The organism is Streptomyces cathayae, from assembly GCF_029760955.1.
Lineage (GTDB): Bacteria > Actinomycetota > Actinomycetes > Streptomycetales > Streptomycetaceae > Streptomyces > Streptomyces cathayae.
In genome coordinates, this window is the sequence record NZ_CP121682.1 from 1213566 (window position 1) to 1231883 (window position 18318).

Annotated in this window: 16 protein-coding genes and 3 pseudogenes; 10 read left to right on the plus strand and 9 right to left on the minus strand. The window is 69.9% G+C overall.

Translation table 11 applies throughout. From position 1 onward, the window contains the following. The first annotated feature begins 105 nt into the window (after window positions 1-105). From PYS65_RS05525 to PYS65_RS05540, 4 genes are all read left to right on the plus strand, one after another. Entirely contained in the window at window positions 106-861 is a 756-nt protein-coding gene (locus tag PYS65_RS05525; RefSeq protein ID WP_279332653.1) for a sulfite exporter TauE/SafE family protein, read from the plus strand. 153 nt (window positions 862-1014) lie between these two features. Further along, entirely contained in the window at window positions 1015-1830 is an 816-nt protein-coding gene (locus PYS65_RS05530; RefSeq protein WP_279332654.1) for an SAM-dependent methyltransferase, read from the plus strand. Between the two features lie 268 nt (window positions 1831-2098). Further along, window positions 2099-2764: a hypothetical protein gene (locus PYS65_RS05535; RefSeq protein ID WP_279332655.1), complete on the plus strand. Its 666-nt coding sequence runs from the start codon at window positions 2099-2101 to the stop codon at window positions 2762-2764. Window positions 2765-3170: 406 nt separating this feature from the next. Beyond that, window positions 3171-3995: a CAP domain-containing protein gene (locus PYS65_RS05540; protein ID WP_279332656.1), complete on the plus strand. Its 825-nt coding sequence runs from the start codon at window positions 3171-3173 to the stop codon at window positions 3993-3995. Between the two features lie 25 nt (window positions 3996-4020). Here PYS65_RS05540 and PYS65_RS05545 read toward each other — a convergent pair whose 3' ends face one another. The 7 genes and pseudogenes from PYS65_RS05545 to PYS65_RS05575 form a co-directional block, all read right to left on the minus strand. Continuing rightward, a complete protein-coding gene (locus PYS65_RS05545) occupies window positions 4021-5022 on the minus strand; it encodes a TIGR03842 family LLM class F420-dependent oxidoreductase (protein ID WP_279332657.1) in 1002 nt (333 codons plus the stop codon). A gap of 18 nt (window positions 5023-5040) precedes the next feature. After that, window positions 5041-5994: pseudogene (locus PYS65_RS05550) on the minus strand (amidohydrolase family protein); the annotation flags it as partial. After that, the gene (locus PYS65_RS05555) at window positions 5889-6437 is read right to left on the minus strand and encodes a transposase (RefSeq protein WP_279337864.1); all 549 of its coding nucleotides are present in this window, start codon (window positions 6435-6437) and stop codon (window positions 5889-5891) included. The gene PYS65_RS05555 and the pseudogene PYS65_RS05550, both read right to left, overlap by 106 nt. A 935-nt stretch (window positions 6438-7372) precedes the next feature. Continuing rightward, window positions 7373-8386, minus strand: coding sequence for a 4-hydroxy-2-oxovalerate aldolase (dmpG, locus tag PYS65_RS05560; RefSeq protein WP_279332658.1), 1014 nt, complete (start codon window positions 8384-8386; stop codon window positions 7373-7375). Beyond that, complete coding sequence (locus PYS65_RS05565) at window positions 8383-9330, minus strand: acetaldehyde dehydrogenase (acetylating) (RefSeq protein WP_279332660.1); 948 nt, start codon at window positions 9328-9330, stop codon at window positions 8383-8385. Before PYS65_RS05565 ends, dmpG begins: the two co-directional genes overlap by 4 nt. Then, the gene (locus PYS65_RS05570) at window positions 9327-10175 is read right to left on the minus strand and encodes a 2-keto-4-pentenoate hydratase (protein ID WP_279332661.1); all 849 of its coding nucleotides are present in this window, start codon (window positions 10173-10175) and stop codon (window positions 9327-9329) included. Before PYS65_RS05570 ends, PYS65_RS05565 begins: the two co-directional genes overlap by 4 nt. Window positions 10176-10266: 91 nt before the next feature. Beyond that, the gene (locus PYS65_RS05575; RefSeq protein ID WP_279332662.1) at window positions 10267-11031 is read right to left on the minus strand and encodes an IclR family transcriptional regulator; all 765 of its coding nucleotides are present in this window, start codon (window positions 11029-11031) and stop codon (window positions 10267-10269) included. Between the two features lie 138 nt (window positions 11032-11169). Here PYS65_RS05575 and PYS65_RS05580 point away from each other — a divergent pair, with 138 nt between their 5' ends. The 3 genes and pseudogenes from PYS65_RS05580 to PYS65_RS05590 all read left to right on the plus strand — a co-directional run. Then, window positions 11170-11316: a hypothetical protein gene (locus PYS65_RS05580; RefSeq protein WP_279332663.1), complete on the plus strand. Its 147-nt coding sequence runs from the start codon at window positions 11170-11172 to the stop codon at window positions 11314-11316. Window positions 11317-11493: 177 nt separating this feature from the next. Then, window positions 11494-12275 (plus strand): annotated as a pseudogene (locus PYS65_RS05585) (IS256 family transposase); the annotation flags it as partial. Between the two features lie 52 nt (window positions 12276-12327). Then, window positions 12328-12777, plus strand: a pseudogene (locus PYS65_RS05590) (ISAzo13-like element transposase-related protein); the annotation flags it as partial. A 129-nt stretch (window positions 12778-12906) separates the two neighbouring features. On the opposite strand, the gene PYS65_RS05595 reads toward PYS65_RS05590, so the two are convergent. Next, on the minus strand, window positions 12907-13707 hold the full coding sequence (locus PYS65_RS05595) for a crotonase/enoyl-CoA hydratase family protein (RefSeq protein ID WP_279332664.1): 801 nt from the start codon (window positions 13705-13707) through the stop codon (window positions 12907-12909). Window positions 13708-13922: 215 nt separating this feature from the next. Further along, window positions 13923-14669, minus strand: coding sequence for a helix-turn-helix domain-containing protein (locus PYS65_RS05600; protein WP_279332665.1), 747 nt, complete (start codon window positions 14667-14669; stop codon window positions 13923-13925). 180 nt (window positions 14670-14849) lie between these two features. On the opposite strand from PYS65_RS05600, the gene PYS65_RS05605 reads away from it, so the two are divergent. From PYS65_RS05605 to PYS65_RS05615, 3 genes are read left to right on the plus strand one after another with little or no spacing between them, the layout of a single operon-like run. Then, window positions 14850-15983, plus strand: a complete 1134-nt coding sequence (locus PYS65_RS05605) for an acyl-CoA dehydrogenase family protein (RefSeq protein ID WP_279332666.1) — start codon at window positions 14850-14852, stop codon at window positions 15981-15983. Then, a complete protein-coding gene (locus PYS65_RS05610) occupies window positions 15983-17101 on the plus strand; it encodes an acyl-CoA/acyl-ACP dehydrogenase (protein ID WP_279332667.1) in 1119 nt (372 codons plus the stop codon). The genes PYS65_RS05605 and PYS65_RS05610 overlap by 1 nt, the downstream gene beginning before the upstream one ends. Then, complete coding sequence (locus tag PYS65_RS05615; protein ID WP_279332668.1) at window positions 17098-18297, plus strand: CaiB/BaiF CoA transferase family protein; 1200 nt, start codon at window positions 17098-17100, stop codon at window positions 18295-18297. Before PYS65_RS05610 ends, PYS65_RS05615 begins: the two co-directional genes overlap by 4 nt. The last annotated feature ends 21 nt before the right edge of the window (window positions 18298-18318 follow it).

Genomic DNA, 18318 nt, shown 5'->3' on the forward strand with positions numbered 1-18318 from the left:
GTGTGACGTCCGTTCCCCGGCGCGCCGGTCTCCGGCATGCTCCGGACGGAATGCTCCGGGCGGAATGCTCCGAGCGGCATGCTCCAGACGGAGGGGAGGGGCGGTATGCCGGTGTCGGTGATGGTGGCGCTGGGGTTGACGGGGCTCGTGGGAGGCATCGGTATCACCGCTGTCGGCCCCGGTGGGGTGCTGCCCACGATCGGGCTGTTCACCCTGACCGGCCTCTCCCCCGCCGAGGTGGCCGGTACCTCCATCGTCACCCATGTCGCCACCGGCGTGCTGGGCACCGCGGCCTACACCCGTTCCGGCCAGTTGCGCGAGCCGGGAACACGCCGCGTCGCCGGGATCCTGGCCGGCACGGCCGTGCTCGGGACTCCCGTCGGGGTACTGCTCAACTCCCTCGTGTCCACTCGTACGTTCGGGGTGGTGCTCGGTGTGCTCGTGGCCGTGGTGGCCGCCCTGGTGTGGCACCGCGAGCGCCACCGGCCCGCGGCCGCGCCCGCCCGCCCGTCCGCACCCGTGGTGGCCGGACTCGGGTTCGTCGTCGCCGTCGTCTCCGGCGTCGTCGGCATCGGGGGCCCGATGCTCACCGTCCCGCTGCTGGTCGCGCTCGGCGTGCCCGTGCTGGAGTCCCTGGCCTCCGCCCAGGCCCAGTCGATCGTCATCGCCGGGGTGGGCACCGTGGGCTATCTCGCCCACGGTGCCGTCGACTGGCCCCTGGCCGCCCTGATCGGCGTCCCGGAACTGGCCGGCGTGCTCCTGGGCTGGCGGATCGCCCACGCCCTGCCCGCCCGCAGCCTGAAGTACGCGCTCGTCGTCACGTTGTTCGCGCTGGCGCCCTACCTCGTCCTGCACGGCTGAGGGGGTGCGTCCCGGTGCCGGGCGGAACGCGTCCGTACGCGCCACACCGGAGATGCGAACTGGAGTGCGCTACAGCACTGTTGGGACGTAAGTTGTGCGGAACACACCTGTTGGCTGAACACACCTGCCTCGGCTGAGAGACGGACCGTACCCATGAGCGACCCTGCGACGACGCCCGGACCCGCTGCGCACCAGAAGATCGACACCTCGGTGCCGCATTCGGCCCGGATCTGGAACTACTGGCTGGGCGGGAAGGACAACTATCCCGTCGACGAGGAGGCGGGCGACGCGTACACCGCCGTCTTCCCCGGCATCGTCACCATCGCGCGCAGCAGCCGGGCCTTCCTGCGCCGCAACATCACGTACCTGGTCTCCGAGGCCGGCATCCGGCAGTTCCTGGACATCGGGACCGGCCTGCCGACCGCCGAAAACACCCATGAGGTCGCCCAGCGCATCGCGCCGGAGAGCAGGATCGTCTACGTCGACAACGACCCGATGGTCCTGGCGCACGCTCGCGCCCTGCTCTACTCCACCCCCGAGGGTGCCACCTCCTACGTCGACTCCAGCGTGCTGGACCCGGAGCGTGTCCTGGCCGCCGCCTCGGAGACGCTGGACTTCAGCAGGCCCACCGCCCTCATCCTCAGCAACATCCTGGGGCACATCGCCGACTACGACCAGGCCCGCTCCATCGTCACCCGGCTGATGGACGCGCTGCCGTCCGGCAGCTACCTCTCCGTCAACGACGGTTCCCGGGGCGTCGACCCGGGCTTCGAGCAGGCCCAGGACGGCTACAACAAGAGCGGCGCCATCCCCTACAACCTGCGCACCGTCGACGAGATCACGTCGTTCTTCGACGGTCTGGAGCTCCTGGAGCCCGGCGTCGTCTCGGTCCCCCTGTGGCGTCCGGAGGCCGAGACCCCCGACTCCGCGCTCATCGCCGAGCACGGCGGTCTCGCCCGCAAGCCGTGACCCGCTGACGCCCCGTGCGGTCGCGGTGGGAACACCGCGACCGCCTGCGGCCCGCGTCCGGCGCTCCCGCGCTCCCGCGCTGCCGCACTGCCGCAATTCGCCTGAACGCAGGGGAAGTACGGCAAACCGCCGCTCCCGCCGGTACGCCCCTGTCACCCTCCGCCCACGGAGCGAGTTCGCCCTTCCACCCCACCCGGAAGCGTGTGAGACTGGCGTCCCGTCCGCTGTGCGGGCCCCCTTCCGCACCGACCCCCACGAGAAGTGCGACGTGCGTTCTTTTCCTCTGCCGATAGCGCTGGCCGCGCGCCTGTCCCCGGTGGTCGTCCTCGCCGCTGCGGGCTGGGCACTGTCCTCCGGACTGTCCTCCGAGCCGCAGGCGGCGGAGAAGAGAACGGCCGGGGGAACGCCGACCCAGTCCGCCTCCGCTCCGTCGACGACGACGGTGCCCATGACGTACACCGCCGCTCCCGTCCCCTGCGGCAGCGTCGCCGAGAAGACCGTCACATCCCTCGTGCCGGGGGCCAAGGCGTCCGGCAAGGAGATCAAGTCCACCGACTCCAAGCTGCGCAGGACCTGTTCCTGGAACGCGCTCGAGGGCTACGAGTACCGCTGGCTCGACGTCTCCTTCGAGGTTCTGCAGTCGGACGACGCGGCCGAACAGTCCTACGGGAGACGGCTGAAGGACAAGAGCGGCGGCGGCCCGGTCCCCGGGCTCGGTGACGCGGCGTACTCCGTCGTGAACCTCGCCACCCAGGACAAGCAGCAGACCCGTGAGGGCGTGGTGGTGGCCCGCGCCTCCAACGCGCTGGTGATCGTCACCTACAACGGCAGCGACTTCGAGTCGAAGAAGGCGCCCTCCACGGACGAGATCAACAAGGGCGCCATCAAGGCCGCCAAGGAGGCGATGGCGGCGCTGCTGGAGGGGCGGGGCTGACCCGGCCCGTCCTCGAAGCGCGCCGGGCGCCGCAGGCCTCCGACAGAAGACCGGAATTCATGGTTCCGTGACATCCCTCACGCACGTCCTCGATCTACGCAGGCCGCTTAGTAGGACCCGCTCCGGCGACATGGGGGATTTATCCGTCTTGACATGAAAGAGGGGCGGGCCGAGGCGGACGGTGATCCGGCGGGCGGCCCGGGTCCGCGGTTCGTGCGCCGGGCGGCGGCTCCTGACGAGGCGGCAGGCATCCCGACGGGCCCGTCGCGAGCAGGTCGGCATGGTCTTCCGCCCGCCGCAAGACCCCCGCAGACCTACGAAGCGCAGTAGTGCAACGGCCCTTTGCGCCCCGCGTCGGGCCGTCCCAAGAATGACCAGTCTCCGGACAACAGGGGTGAGGTCACTCATGGGAAAGCATCGTCGTCAGCGGCGGTACCGGCGGACGGTCGTCACGGCAGTCGCCATGGGCGCCGTGGGGATACCCTCGGTCGCCCTGGCCTGTGCCGACTGGCCCGGCAGCGGACAGCGGCAGCAGGACACCGCCGCCCCCGCCGCGGCCGAGGACAGGTGGGGCGACGCCGACCGGCACCACCGGTGGGACGGCAAGCCGCACGGCGGGCCCACGGCGGCGCCGTCGCACACGCCGACCGCCACCGCGGACGCCTCGAAGGGCGGGGCGCCGCGGCACAGCGGCGCCGAGCCGACGCACAACCCGAAGGCGCACAAGCCGAAGAAGACGGTCCGCGAGGCATCCGTCGCCAGGCCCACCACAGCGGCTCCGAAGCCCACCACGGCCGCCCCCGAGCCCACCCCCGCCGCCCCGAGCCCCGCCGCGACCGGCGGTGCCGCGGCCTCCGGAGCCGTCGCCGAGGTCGTGGAACTCGTCAACGCCGAGCGCGGCAAGGCCGGTTGCTCCCCGGTGAAGGTGAACGCCACCCTGACCGAGGCCGCGCAGAACCACAGCGCGGACATGGCGTCGAGCCGCACCATGTCGCACACCGGCTCGGACGGATCCTCACCCGCCGACCGCATCACCCGCGCCGGCTACACCTGGAGCACCTACGGCGAGAACGTCGCCTACGGCTACTCCTCTCCCGAGCAGGTGATGGCCGGCTGGATGTCCAGTCCCGGCCACAAGAAGAACATCCTCAACTGCTCGTTCGAGGAGATCGGTGTCGGTCTCGCACAGCCCGGCTCCTACTGGACCCAGAACTTCGGCACGGCCCGGTAGTCGCCGCAGGGGTCGCAGGGACCGGTCAGCGGCTGAGGGCCGGGATGACCTCTGCGCCGTACGCGTCGATCGTCGCCTCCTGCGCGTCGTGCATGTCGTACACGGCGAACTGGTCCACACCCAGCCCGCGCAGCGCCTCCAGCTTCTCGATGTGCGCCTCGGCCGGGCCGAGCAGGCAGAACCGGTCGACGATCTCGTCGGTGACGAAGTCCGTGGACGGGTTGCCGGCCCGCCCGTGGTGGCTGTAGTCGTAGCCGTGCCGTTCCTTGATGTACGACGTCAGCGCCTCGGGGACCAGGTCCGAGTGCTCGCCGTAGCGGGCGACCAGGTCCGCGACGTGGTTGCCGACCATGCCGCCGAACCAGCGGCACTGGTCGCGGGCGTGCGCCAGATCGTCGCCGACGTACGCCGGGGCGGCGACGCAGACGGTCACGGAGGCGGGGTCGCGCCCCACCTCCGCGGCCGCGGCCCGTACCGCCTTCACCATCCACTCGGTCAGATACGGGTCGGCGAGCTGCAGGATGAAGCCGTCGGCCTTCCGCCCGGCGAGGGCGAGCGCCTTCGGCCCGTACGCCGCCATCCAGACCGGCAGCCTGCCGTCCCTCACCCACGGGATCCGCAGCGGCTGCCCGTCGACCTCGGCCTCGCGCCCCTCGGCGAGGTCGCGGATCACGTCGATCGCCTCACCCAGGCGGGCCAGGGTGCTGGGTCTGCGTCCGGCGACCCGCATCGCGGAGTCGCCGCGGCCGATGCCGCAGACGGTCCGGTTGCCGAACATGTCGTTGAGGGTGGCGAAGGTGGAGGCGGTGACCTCCCAGGTGCGGGTGGCCGGGTTGGTGACCATCGGGCCGACCTTCAGCCCGGTGGTGCCGGCCAGGATCTGGCTGTGGATCACGAACGGCTCCTGCCACAGCACTGCGGAGTCGAAGGTCCAGCCGTGCGTGAAGCCGTTGCGCTCCGCGCGCCGCATCAGGTCGACCACCCGCGAGGCCGGCGGATCGGTCTGCAGAACGAGTCCGAAGTCCATGCGCACCGCTCCTGGCTCCTAGTAGAGGTACTGGCAGGTGGAACGTGGGGTGTAGACGCCGTGTCCGGCGCGTCCGGTGTACTCCCGCTCGGTGATGACCGGTTCGCCGCGCGAGAGGACGGTCTCGACGCGGCCGGTGACGCGTGTGCCCTCGTACGCCGAGTAGTCGACGTTCATGTGGTGCGTCTTCGCGGAGATGACCTGCTCGGCGTGCGGGTCGTAGATCACCACGTCGGCGTCGGCGCCCGGGGCGAGGGTGCCCTTCTTCGGGTAGAGGCCGAACATGCGGGCCGGGGTGGCGCAGGCGATCTCGATCCAGCGGCGGCGGGTGAGGTGCCCGTCGACGACGGCCTGGTGGAGCAGGTCCATCCGGTTCTCCACGCCCGGCATGCCGTTGGGGATCTTGGAGAAGTCGCCGCGGCCGAGGTCCTTCTGGCCGGTGAAGCAGAAGGGGCAGTGGTCGGTGGAGACCACCTGGAGGTCGTCGGTGCGCAGCGCCCGCCACAGGGATGCCTGGTGTTCCCTCGGTCTCAGGGGTGTGCTGCACACGTACTTGGCGCCCTCGAAGTCCGGCTCGGCGAGGTTGTCGGTGGACAGGAACAGGTACTGGGGACATGTCTCGCCGAAGACGTTCAGGCCCTCGTCACGGGCCCGGGTCAGCTCGGCGACCGCCTCGGTGGCGGAGACGTGCACGACGTACAGCGGGGCGCCGGCGACCTGGGCGAGCCGGATGGCACGGTGGGTGGCCTCGGCCTCCAGCAGGGCCTTGCGGACCTCGCCGTGGTAGCGGGGGTCCGTCTCGCCGCGGGCCAGCGCCTGTTCGACGAGCACGTCGATCGCGATGCCGTTCTCGGCGTGCATCATGATCAGGCCGCCGTTCTCGGCGGAGCGCTGCATGGCGCGCAGGATCTGGCCGTCGTCGGAGTAGAAGACCCCTGGATACGCCATGAATTGCTTGATTTTCGTTCCGCCACCCCCTCACACGTCGTATCGTCATCGTCGCAGGTCATGGGCGATTCCGGGAGGGTTGCGAGGGCTGGATCGAAGGCACCGGTGATGTCGAGGTCGGGAAGGATGTACAGCGGCGGCACCGGCGTTCCTTCATAGTCGCCCAGCGCGCGCACCGCGGCTCCCCAGGAGCCGTCCTTCAGATACCCCAGGACCCGCTGGTAGATGCTGTTCGGCCGGTGGCCCTGCAGAACCTCCTCGGGCAGGTCCTTCCACTGCAGCCCGTGACGCACCTTGTAGAGGGATGCCTCGAACGCCACCCGAGGCGGAACGATGCGAGTCTTCTTCCTGGGGACCGGAAAGCACGCTTCAACCCGCTTCCATTCATCGTCCGTCAGCTCCGGGGGTACGAGCAGCCCCCGCTCCTCGAACCATCCCTCGAAGGGGCAACCAGCGTTTCGTAGCATTCCGGGAACGTGGCTGGTGACGCGAACTTCGATGTCGACAAGATCAAGCAGATCCAACCTCTCGGCGAATTCCAGAGCACCGAGTCGGGGAGTCACATCAAGGGCCTGCTCGACGACCTCGTGAACTCGCTCCTCCCGCTGCTGAACCTCCAAAAGGCGTTCAGCCGCATCCGCCCTCAGATCACGAAGCCGGCGCTCCTTGCTCTGAAGCTCATCCTTCACCTCTGCGATGGACGCCTTAATCTCCAGTTCCGTCTCGGCATCGTCGCTCTCATCCGCGGCCAGGACTTCGGCCAAGGCGACAAGCTTCTTCTTCCGCAAGCGCTGGCTTCGCTCCAGTTCCTCGTCGAGAGCGGCAAGGCGCTCCTCGTACAACTGCGCTTCTCCGGGCACGTCCCCAAGCCACTCTTCAGCGAGGGCCCTGAGCTTTTCCGGATCCCCCAGCGTGCGCACCACCTCGCGCCAAACGACATCCTCTTGTCTGCGGTAGCGCTCCCCGTGCCGGTGCCGCCGCGCATCACGGATCCGGTGAAGTCGGTGGTGAATGAGGTGCCGGCGTCGATGCCGGGCGGTCCGACCGTCGCAGTGCCGTTCACCTTGGACAACCCGTAGCCGCCGGCACAGGTGTTGCTTCCGACGTGGCTGCCTCTTCGAGCCGGTCGGCGTGGAGAGCACGCCTCCGCCCACCGTCACGTGGGTGTCCCCGATGGAGTCTTCGGCCACGCCACCGCCCGTCAGGGCGGGGGCCTGCTGCGGCTGGACCGAACTGCCCGCGCCTCGCCGGAGGAAGTCGCCCGGGCGGCTCGGCTCGCGGCGACGTTCCGGACTCGGCGCCGACGAGCGTCGTCCACCGGCACGCGACAAGCGGGTCGGGTCTGCGGACACGGGCGACGGCACGGCCGCTGTCCGGGAACTGCCGTGCCGTCCCCCGCGGGTCAGTGGGACTCGGCCAGCCCCAGCGCCACATCGACGATCATGTCTTCCTGGCCGCCGACAAGGCCGCGCTTACCGACCTCCACGAGGATGGTGCGCACGTCGACGCCGTACCGCTCGGCCGCAGTCTCGGCGTGGCGCAGGAAGGAGCCGTAGACGCCGGCGTAGCCGAGGGTGAGGGTCTCGCGGTCGACGCGCACCGGACGGTCCTGCAGCGGACGCACCAGGTCGTCGGCGGCGTCCTGCAGCCCGAACAGGTCGCAGCCGTGGGCCCAGCCGTTGAGATCGGCCACGGCGATGAACGCCTCCAGCGGGGTGTTGCCCGCACCCGCGCCCTGGCCCGCCAGCGAGGCGTCGACCCGGGTGACGCCCTCCTCCACCGCGATCATCGAGTTGGCGACCGAGAGGGAGAGGTTCTCGTGGGCGTGGACGCCGATCTCGGTCGCCGGGTCGAGGACGTCCCGGTAGGCGCGGATGCGGTCGCGGACGCCGTCCATCATCAGACGGCCGCCGGAATCGGTGACGTAGACGCAGTGCGCGCCGTACGACTCCATGAGCTTGGCTTGCCCGGCGAGCGTCTTGGCGTCGGTCATGTGGCTCATCATCAGGAAGCCGGACACGTCCATGCCCAGCTCGCGGGCGGTGGCGATGTGCTGCGCGGAGACGTCGGCCTCGGTGCAGTGGGTGGCCACACGCACCGAGCGGACGCCGAGCGCGTACGCCTGCTTGAGCTCCTCGATGGTGCCGATGCCGGGCAGCAGCAGCGTAGTGAGGCGGGCGGTCTTGATGTGGGCGGCGGCGGTCTCGATCCACTCCCAGTCGGTGTGGCTGCCCGGACCGTAGTTGAGGGAGCCGCCGGCGAGGCCGTCGCCGTGGGAGACCTCGATGCCGTCGACGCCCGCGGCGTCGAGCGCGGCCACGATCCGGCCGAGCTGCTCGGGCTCGATGCGGTGGCGGATGGCGTGCATGCCGTCCCGCAGGGTGACGTCCTGGATGAAGAGCCTGTCGACGGTCATGCGCCCGCTCCCTGAAGTTCGTTGCTGTGGGCGGCCATGGCCTCGGCCATGCGGACGGCCGCGCTGGTCATGATGTCGAGGTTGCCGGCGTAGGCCGGCAGGTAGTGGGCGGCGCCCTCGACCTCGAGAAAGACCGACACCTGGTGGGTGACCGGGTCCGAGGTCAGGGTGTGCACCGGCTGGTCGGCGGGTACCGGGGTGATCTGCACCTGTCGCTTGAGCCGGTAGCCGGGCACGTACGCCGACACCTGCTCGACCATCGAGGCGATGGAGGCGCGGATCGCCTCGTGTGTGACCCTTTCCGGTGCGTTCACCAGGGCGAGCACGGTGTCCCGCATGATCAGCGGGGGCTCGGCCGGGTTGAGGATGATGACGGCCTTGCCGCGCCCCGCGCCGCCGACCCTCTCGATGGCGTGGCTCGTGGTCTCGGTGAATTCGTCGATGTTGGCGCGGGTACCGGGGCCTGCGCTCTTCGACGCGATGGACGCGACGATCTCCGCGTACGGCACCGGAGCCACCTGGGAGATCGCGGCGACGACCGGGATCGTGGCCTGACCGCCGCAGGTGACCATGTTGACGTTGTCCGCAGCGACGTGCTCGGTGAGGTTGACCGCGGGGATCACCATCGGGCCGATCGCGGCTGGTGTCAGGTCGATGAGCTGCTTGCCGTGCGGGGCGAGGACGGCGGCGTTGGTCACATGGGCCTTGGCGGACGTGGCATCGAAGACGATCTTGATGTCCTCGAAGCCGTCCATGCGGACCAGGCCCTCGACACCCTCGGCCGTGACCGGGACGCCGAGCCGCCGGGCGCGGGCGAGCCCGTCGGAGGCGGGGTCGATGCCGACCATCGCGCCTGCCTCCAAGGTGTCGGACAGGCGCAGCACCTTGATCATCAGGTCGGTGCCGATGTTGCCCGAGCCGATGATGGCCACCTTGGTCTTCATACGGAGGTTCCTTCGTCGGAGTCGGAGAGCGCGTCGCCCTCGGGGGACACGGGGAAGCGGACGGAGACGGACCCGAGGCCGCTGATCTCGGCGGTGAACGTGTCACCGGGCTCGGCGACGACCATCGGGCCGAGGGCACCGGAGAGCACGACCTGGCCCGCGCGCAGCGGGTCACCGACCCCGCGTGCGGTCCGCGCCAGCCAGGCGAGCGCCGTCAGCGGATCGCCGAGGCAGGCCGCGCCATCACCGCTGGAGACGGTCTCACAGCCCCGGGTGAGCGTCATGGCGGCGGTCACCGGCTCGAACTCGGCCATGGTCTTCGTCGACGACCCGAGCACGTACAGGGCGCTGGAGCCGTTGTCGGCGACGGTGTCGCCGAAGGTGATGTCCCAGCCGGCGATCCGGCTGTCGACGATCTCCAGGGCCGGGACGGCGTACGCCACGGCGTCCCGGATCTGCTCCGCGTCCAGGGGGCCCTCGGCGAGGTCCGCGCCGAGCACGAACGCGATCTCGGCCTCGACCTTCGGCTGGAGCAGCCGCCCGGTCGGCACGAGGGTGCCGTCGGCGACCTGCATGTCGTCGAAGAGGACACCGAAGTCAGGTTGGTCCACGCCGAGTTGGGCCTGGACTGCGGGCGAGGTGAGGCCGATCTTGCGTCCCGTGACGCGCGCGCCGGTCTCCGTACGGTGTGCGGTGAGCAGCTCCTGGACGGCGTACGCCGCCTTCACGTCGTCGCTGCCGATCAGGTCGCGGACCGGGGAGCAGGGCACGCGGTCGGCGGCGGCTGCCAACAGGCGCTGAGCCGCCTTTGCCACGGCGTCGCTGCCACGGGGAGTCTCGTTCATGCCCTCAGCTTGGAGACTCGAGGCCCGCGACGCCCAGGAAAAAGTTCCGCGCGACGGAACACGGGCCTGTCCGCCGGGCAACACCGGGGGGTCAGTGCCGCAGGAGTTCCTCGCGTCGGCCGAGGGTGGCGGTGATGCCGCCCGCCGCCGCCCGGATGCTGTTGGCGTGCCGGGTGGGCCGGAAGCGGTGCACGGGGCCCGTCACACTGACCGCGCCCACGATCTCGTCCGACGGGCCGAAGATCCCGGACGCGACGCAGACGATGCCGACCGCCGACTCCTCGTACTCGAACGCGACGCCCTTCGCGGCGATGTCGGACAGCTGGCGCGTGAGGACGTCGACGTTGGTGATGGTCCGGGGGGCTCGGCGTTCCAGTGGTCGGCGCAGCACCGACTCACGGACATCGGCGGGCGCGTGGGCGAGGAGGACCTTGCCGAGGGCAGTGGAGTGCAGCGGCATGCGCCCGCCGAGCCGGGAGGGGGAGTCAACCTGCTGGTGCCCGCCCATCTTCGCCACATAGACCACCTCGGCGCCCTCGCGGATGCCCAGGTGGACCAGTTCGTGCGTGCGCACGTACAGGTCCTCCATGAAGGGGGTCGCCACCTCCAGCAGGCCGCGCTCGACCGAGGCGCGCATCCCCAGTTCGAAGACCAGGCTGGACAGACGGTAGCGGCCCTGTACCCGGTCGAGCAGGCGCGCGGCCACCAGATCGCCGAGCGTGCGGTGCAAAGTGCCCTTGGGGAGGCCGGTGCGACGCTGCAACTCGGCGAAGCCGAGGGTGTTGTCCTCGACGCTGAACGCCTGCAGCACGGCGAGTGCCTTGCTCAGCACACCGCTCGGTGCGGCCCCGCCCACGCCTGCCTCCACTTCTCGCCGCCGCGCGTGTCCCTCCACGTTATGGCCTGCCTGCGTGATCCGATTCTATGGCGATCGGATCACGCAGGGCGTGGGCGGAGGTGCCAGGCCGTCATCGCGCAGCCGTAGACTGCCGGAATGAGTGACGATCAGGTGGCCTCGAGCATGCGAGGGAGCGAGACCGCCCGGGGCTTGACGGCGCAGGGCGGCGTCCAGGGAAAGACCGCCGGCTCCCAGACACTCGCCCGCGGCCTGCTGGCGCTGGAGGCGATCGCGGGTCAGTAGAGGGCCGAGCAATGCTCAAGACCTGTGGATCGGCCTCGGGTCGGCACGCGAAGGGCGTACCTTCCCGAATTGATCCTGTGACGGTCATCGAGTAGGCCGACGTTCGCTGCGTCGGTCGGGAGGGCACGCCCGTGCTCACGGTAGTCAGACGAAGACGGAACGACGCCACACGGCTCCCTGATTGACGAGATCGTCCGTGAGGGCGCGAGGCGGACGCCGGCCGCCGCCCTGGAAGCAGAAGTCAACTCCTATATAGCTGAGTTGGCCGGTCAGCGGGACGATTCCGGCCGCCGTCTGGTCGTGCGCAACGGCTTCCATCAGCCGCGGAAGGTGACGACCGCGGCCGGGGCGATCGAAGTGAGGGCCCCGCGGGTCAACGACAAGCGCATCGACGAGGCCACCGGTGAGCGCAAGCGGTTCTCCTCGACGATCTCCCCCAGCCTTCGGCCGGGAGGTGCCCCCAGCCGCCCTGGGCCCGCAAGTCCCCGAAGATCAGCGAGGTGCTGCCGCTGCTCTACTTGCACGGTCTGTCGTCCGGGGACTTCGTGCCCGCGCTGGAGCAGTTTCTTGGCTCCTCCGCCGGCCTCTCACCCGCGACAGTCACGCGGCTGACCGCGCAGTGGCAGGCCGACCACAAGGCGTTCATGGACCGCGATCTGTCGGCCACGGACTACGTCTACGTCTGGGCTGACGGCGTTCACCTGCGCATTCGCCTGGAGGAGGCGAAGGCCGCCGTCCTGGTCATGGTCGGCGTGCGGGCGGACGGCACCAAGGAACTGATCGCGATGACCGACGGCTACCGCGAGTCCTCCGAGGCATGGGCAGGACTGATGCGGGACTGTGCCCGCCGGGGCATGCGTGCCCCCGTCCTGGCCGTCGGCGACGGAGTGCTCGGCTTCTGGAACGCGTTGAACGAGGTGTTCCCCGCGACCCGCCATCAGCGGTGCTGGGTGCACAGAAGCCGTAAAGAATCAAGGTGCTGCTTTGCAGGGACAGGCTCGTTGTCAGGGCATGGCGGTTCCGGAGGAGATCTGTTCCCGACTCCAGTGCAGATTCTCAGTGTTGTTGCCCCACTTGAACGAGTGGCAGCGGCGGCTGGCCCTGGTTACCGAAGCCCGGTTGCTCGGGCACGGCGGCGTACGGGCGGTAGCGCGGATCGCGCAGGTCAGCGAGACGACCGTGCGTCGTGGAGTATCAGAGCTGGAAGCGGGGGCCGGGCCGCTGCCGGACGGCCGGGTGCGTGCACCAGGCGGAGGCCGCAAGCGGGCTGAAGCCAACGATCCTGCCCTGCTCAAAGCCTTGTTGGGCCTGGTCGAGCCGGACGAGCGGGGAGATCCTCAGTCTCCGCTGCGGTGGACGACGAAGTCGCTGCGCAACCTGGCCGGGGAGCTGACCCGGCAGGGGCACCCGGTGTCCGCGCCGACGGTGGGCCGGCTGCTCAAGCAGGAGGGCTTCAGCTTGTTGTTTGACCTCGGGTGTCACCCGAGGTCAAACAACAAGCTTAGCCACCGTCGATGGAGCCGACGTCGGCGTCGGTGTTCTGAAACGAGCGTGTTCAGGTCGCGCGGACGTCCCGGCAGCGATCCTGGATCATCGACCGGTGTACTGGCCGGCGCGCTTCTCCGTCAGTGCCGTCATGGCCTCGTCATGGTCGGCGGTGTGGTGCGAGATGGCCTGCATCGTGGCCGAGAGCTCCAGCACCGTGGCGAGCGGATTGAGCTGAGACTCCCGCAATAGCCGCTTGGCCATCCGCGTCGAGTGCGCCGGGTTCTTCGCTACACGGCGTGCCAGTTCGTGCGCCGCAGGGAGAAGGTCCTGGGGGTCGACGACGCGGGTAACCAGCCCCCATTCCAGCGCAGTGGCCGCGTCGACCCGGTCGCCGGTGAGGGCCATCTCTGCTGCCCGCTGGGGACCGATCGCGTGCGTGAGGAACCACGCGCCGCCGTCTCCGGGGATAATGCCGAGCTGCACGAAGCTCTCGGCGAACCAGCCTTTGGTGGAGGCGATTCGCAGGTCGCACATCATCGCCAGGTCACAGCCCGCACCAACCGCCGGTCCGTTGACGGCGGCGATCATCGGAACCTCGCTGGCCTGCATGGCGAGTGGAAGGCGTTGGATGCCGCGGCGGTAGCCGTTGCGCAACTCCCACGGGCCGCCCGCGAACATGCCGGTCTTGGCCCGCATGTCGGTGACGTTGCCGCCAGCCGAGAAGGCGGACCCTGCACCGGTGAGCACCACGCAACGCACGTCGAGGTCCGCGTTGACGCGATCGAGGTTCGCTTCGAAGGCGTCGATCATGTCCTCCCCCGAGATCGGGTTCCGCTGCTCGGGCAGATTGATGGTCCAGGTCTCCACGTGGTCCTGGCGTTCGATCAGCAAGAGGTGGTCCATCAGGCGTGTTCCCTTCTCCGGGGGCGGGACTCGGAGTCGATACGGGCGGTCCCTCAGTTCGGGCGGGCCACCAGCTTGCGGTGCCGCGATCGGGGCCCGTGCCGACGCAAGATCACCGATCATACTGGTTTATGGTGGCCGTTACGTACTTACGTAACTGTGGTCACCTCCTGGCTCCTCGCGCAGCCCGTCAGCGCGCGTCGCGGCGCCTGCACTCACCCCCGGGCGTGCCAGATCGCCGCGTGCCTGCGCAGCGCGTCCGCGATCTCGTCCTGATGCGGCACCAGGGCGCTTCGCGGGCCGACGACGCCCACCGCGGCAACGACGCGCCCACGCTCACGCACCGGTACGGCGATGCCGTCGAGGTCGGGGTTCTCCGCCGCGCCGGGCAGAACGAGCACGCCCCCGGAGCGGATTTTGTCCATGGCTCCGAGGAATCGCTCTACCCGATCACTGTCCTCGGGCCCAAGGGTCTCGAGGTAGGCCCACAGGTCGCGCTGCTCCCAGTCCGCGAGCAGCAGCCAACCCGTCGAGGTGCGGATGAGTTGGCGCCGGATGAACCGCTCCGCGAGGTAGGCCGTGCGCGGTTCGGTGGAGCAGTGGTCGAGATAGACCACGTCCGCTCCGACGGCCACCGCAACGACGGCGGTGTTGCCCGTCTCGGCGTGCAACGCCAGAAGGTCGTCGTGGCCGACCCGATGGACGGCCGGCCGGCCGGCCAACAGGTTGATGAAGTACGGCGCCACGCCCAGCTGATAGACGCGCCCTCGCTCGTCGAGATACCCGGTCGCCACCAGTCCGTTCACGAGCCCCTGCGCAGACGAGACCGGCGCGTCGAGGCGACGGGCGATCTCGGTCAGGGACAGGCCGTCCGACCGCGCGACGGCCTCCAGGATGGCCGCTACCCGATCCACCATCCTGTGGCGCGGGCGCACCCGCGTAGGCCGCTCCGACTCTCCCATCCGATCTCCTCGCTCGCTTTGGGCGCCCATGCTCTCGTACGCGACGGCGCTCCGTTGCCATCCCCACCGTGCCTGCCACCGTTGACCCGGCAGGTGGGCACGTGTATAACAGTACACGAATTTACGTAGTTACGTATCTTGCACCTCATACTCGTAGGACGGTTCCTTGTGCCTTCGCTCATGCCCGCTCCGGTCCTCGAACCCGAGGCGCTGATCGATCTGCGGCTGGAAGTGCGGGAGTTCCTGGGCTCACAGCTCGCCGCCGGCGCCTTCACCCCTGACGTTGACAGCTGGCTCAGTGGGTGGGACATCGAGTTCACCCGCGCACTCGCCCGCCGCGGTTGGCTGGGCATGACGATCCCGAAGGAGTACGGCGGTCACGGTCGGAGCTTCCTCGAGCGGTTCGTCGTGACCGAGGAGCTCCTCGCCGCGGGCGCGCCGGTCGCCGCCCACTGGATCGCCGACCGCCAGGTCGCTCCGACGCTGCTGCGCTTCGGGAGCGAGACCCTCAAGAACACCTACCTCCCACGCATCGCGGCCGGCGAGGTCTTCTTCGGCATCGGCATGTCCGAGCCCGACTCGGGTTCGGATCTCGCGAGCGTACGCACCCGAGCCGAGCGCGTGGACGGTGGTTGGCGGGTCCACGGCACCAAGCTCTGGACCTCTGGCGGCCACGAGGCCGACGCCTTCATCGCACTCGTGCGCACCTCACCGCCGACCGCGGCGAATGATCGGGGCGACCGCCACTCCGGCCTCAGCCAGCTGCTGGTCCAGCTCAAGGACCCGGGCGTCCAGATTCGGCCGGTCATCTCGGCGAACGGCCAGCACCACTTCAACGAGATCGTCCTGGACAGCGTGCACGTCGCCGACGACCACGTCGTCGGCGAGCTCGGCGCCGGCTGGAGCCAGGTGACCTCGGAGCTCTCCTACGAGCGGAGCGGCCCTGAGCGGTTCCTGTCCACCTACCCCCTGGCAGCCGCCATCCTCGGGCGCGACGACCTCATACTCGACACGGCCGAGGCGGGACGCGTCACCGCGCGGCTCGCAGGCCTGCACCAGATGTCGCTCTCCATCGCCGCCGCTCTGCAGCGTGGTGAGCGCGCCGATGTGCCGGCTGCACTGGTCAAGGTGCTCGGCACCACACTCGAGGGCGACCTCGCCGACCTGGTCGATCTCAGCCTCCCGGCCGGCTCCACCGATCCCGCCGCCAACCTGACGCGGCGCGCGGTGCAGCAGCGCCCGGGGTTCACCTTGCGTGGTGGCACCAACGAGATCCTGCGCGGCGTCATCGCCCGCGGCCTGGGAATGCGCTGATGAGCGGCATCGAGACGACGGACAGTGGGACGACCCAGAACATGACAGAGCCGATGAACCAGACGCCGACCACCGTCGATCCGGACCTGCGCGCGATGATGCGCGACGTCCTCGGCGGTGACATGACCGAGCGACTGTCCCAAGCGATCACCGGCGTCAAGCTGGACAAGACGCTGTGGCGCCAGCTCAGCGATCTCGGCCTTACCTCCCTGACCGCGCCCGAGGCGGAGGGCGGGTCGGGTGCGAGCTGGCTCGAGGCGGCCGCCCTCCTCGGCGAAAGCGCCGCCGCGGCGCGACACCTGCCGCTCGCCGAGACCGATCTGCTCGCCGGATGGCTGCTGCGTACGGCCGGGCTACCGGTCGAGGACCCGACCGTTCCGCGGACCGTCGCCCTGCTGGACGAGGGAGGCGCGGCCGACTCCGTCCCGTGGCTTCAGGACGCGGAGAGGGTGGTCGTGGTCGCGCCGTCGGGCCACGACTTCTCCGTCGTCGAACTCGGTGACACGGAACTGCGGTCGATCACCGAGACCGCTCCCGCGCCCACCAACTCGGGCCAGCAGCGAGCGCACCTCCGACTGATCGGTCCACTGCCCGCCGGCACGGCCGTGCCGGCCGCGATCGTGGAGCAACTGCGGCTGCGCGGCGCATTGGCCCGAGCAGCGCAATGTGTCGGGGCCATAGACCGCGCGGTGGACTTGTGCATCGAGCACACCTCGGTCCGTGTTCAATTCGGCCGGCCGCTCGCGAGGTTCCAAGCGGTCCAGCAGCTGGTCGCCGACGCCGCGGCGCAGGCTGCGCTGGCGCGGGCGGCGGTGGACGCTGCGGTGCTCGAAGCTGCCGCCACCGACCTGGCCGGTGGCGCCGCCCCCGGCAGGGTCGCTGTCGCCCGCTCGTGCGTCGGCCACGCGGCGTCAGTCGTCGTGCGCAACGCGCACCAGGTCCACGGCGCGATCGGCACCACTCAGGAGCACCCGCTGCAGCTTTTCACCTTGCCGGTGCTCGACTGGCGCAGCGAGTTCGGCACCACCCGCTCCTTCGACCGCCGGCTTGGCGAGCTCCTGCGCCGCGACCCGACCGCCCTGTGGGATGTCGTGCTCGGCCGAGGGGGCGCGGCATGACAGCCTCACTGCCGCTCGAGGGCGTCCGCGTGCTCGACCTGAGCACGGTGTTCATGGGGCCGTACGCCGCCCAGATCCTCGCGGGTTGGGGTGCCGAAGTGATCAAGGTCGAGGCGCTCGAGGGCGACCAGGTGCGCGGCATCGGCGACGTCGGCCGCACCGGTCTGGGTCCCATCTTCATCAATGCGAACGGTGGGAAGCGCTCTCTGGCGCTCGACCTTAAAGCGGCGGGTGCCCGCGAGGTGCTCCATGCGCTGGTACGCCGCACCGATCTCCTCCTGCACAACGTGCGTCCGCCGGCGGCTGCCAGGCTCGGCATCACCTGGGAGGACCTGTCTGTAGTGAACCCCAGCCTCGTGCACTGCGCCTTCCGCGGCTACGGCGCCGGCGGCCCGTGGGCGGACCGGCCGGCGTACGACGATGTCATTCAGGCGGGCAGTGGAGTCGCGATGGCGCAGGCTGTCGGCGGTGCCGAGCCGGCGTACTGGCGCTCTGCCGTCGCCGACAAGGTGATGGGCATCTACGGCGCGGCAGCCGCTTGTGCGGCGCTGCGATCACGGGATGTCACCGGCGAGGGGCGCGCGGTCGAGGTCCCGATGTTTGAGGCCATGGCCGCCTTCATGTTGCTGGACCGCCAGGGTGGCTGGGTCACCGACCCACCGAACGGCCCGACCGGCTACCCCCGCACCGACTCGCCGCACCGCCGGCCCTACGCCACCAAAGACGGCTACCTCGCGGTGATGATCTACGCCGACAAGCAGTGGCTCTCCTTCTTCCGGCTCATCGGGCGTACCGACCTCGGCGACGACCCCCGCTTCCATGACATCAATGCCCGCACGCGGCACATCGACGAGCTCTACGCCCTGCTGGCAAATGAGATTGCGACCCGGACGACGGCGGAATGGGAGGCGGCCTTCGAGGAGGCGGACATCCCGCACGGACCCGTCAACACGATCGAGGACCTGTTCAGCGATCCGCAACTGGTGGCCACCGACTTTTTCCAGACCATCCACCAGCCCGGCATGGGACCGGTGCGGCTGGCTCGCTCACCCATCGACATGGGCGTTCCGGCCGCTGCGCCCCGACCCGCACCCCGGCTGGGCGAGCACACCCGCGAGATCCTCGCCGAGGCCGGGTTCGCCGCCGAGGAGATCACCCAGTTGCACGACGACCGTGTCGTCGCTTCGGCTGACTGAGCGCGCGTCTGCTGGCTGCAC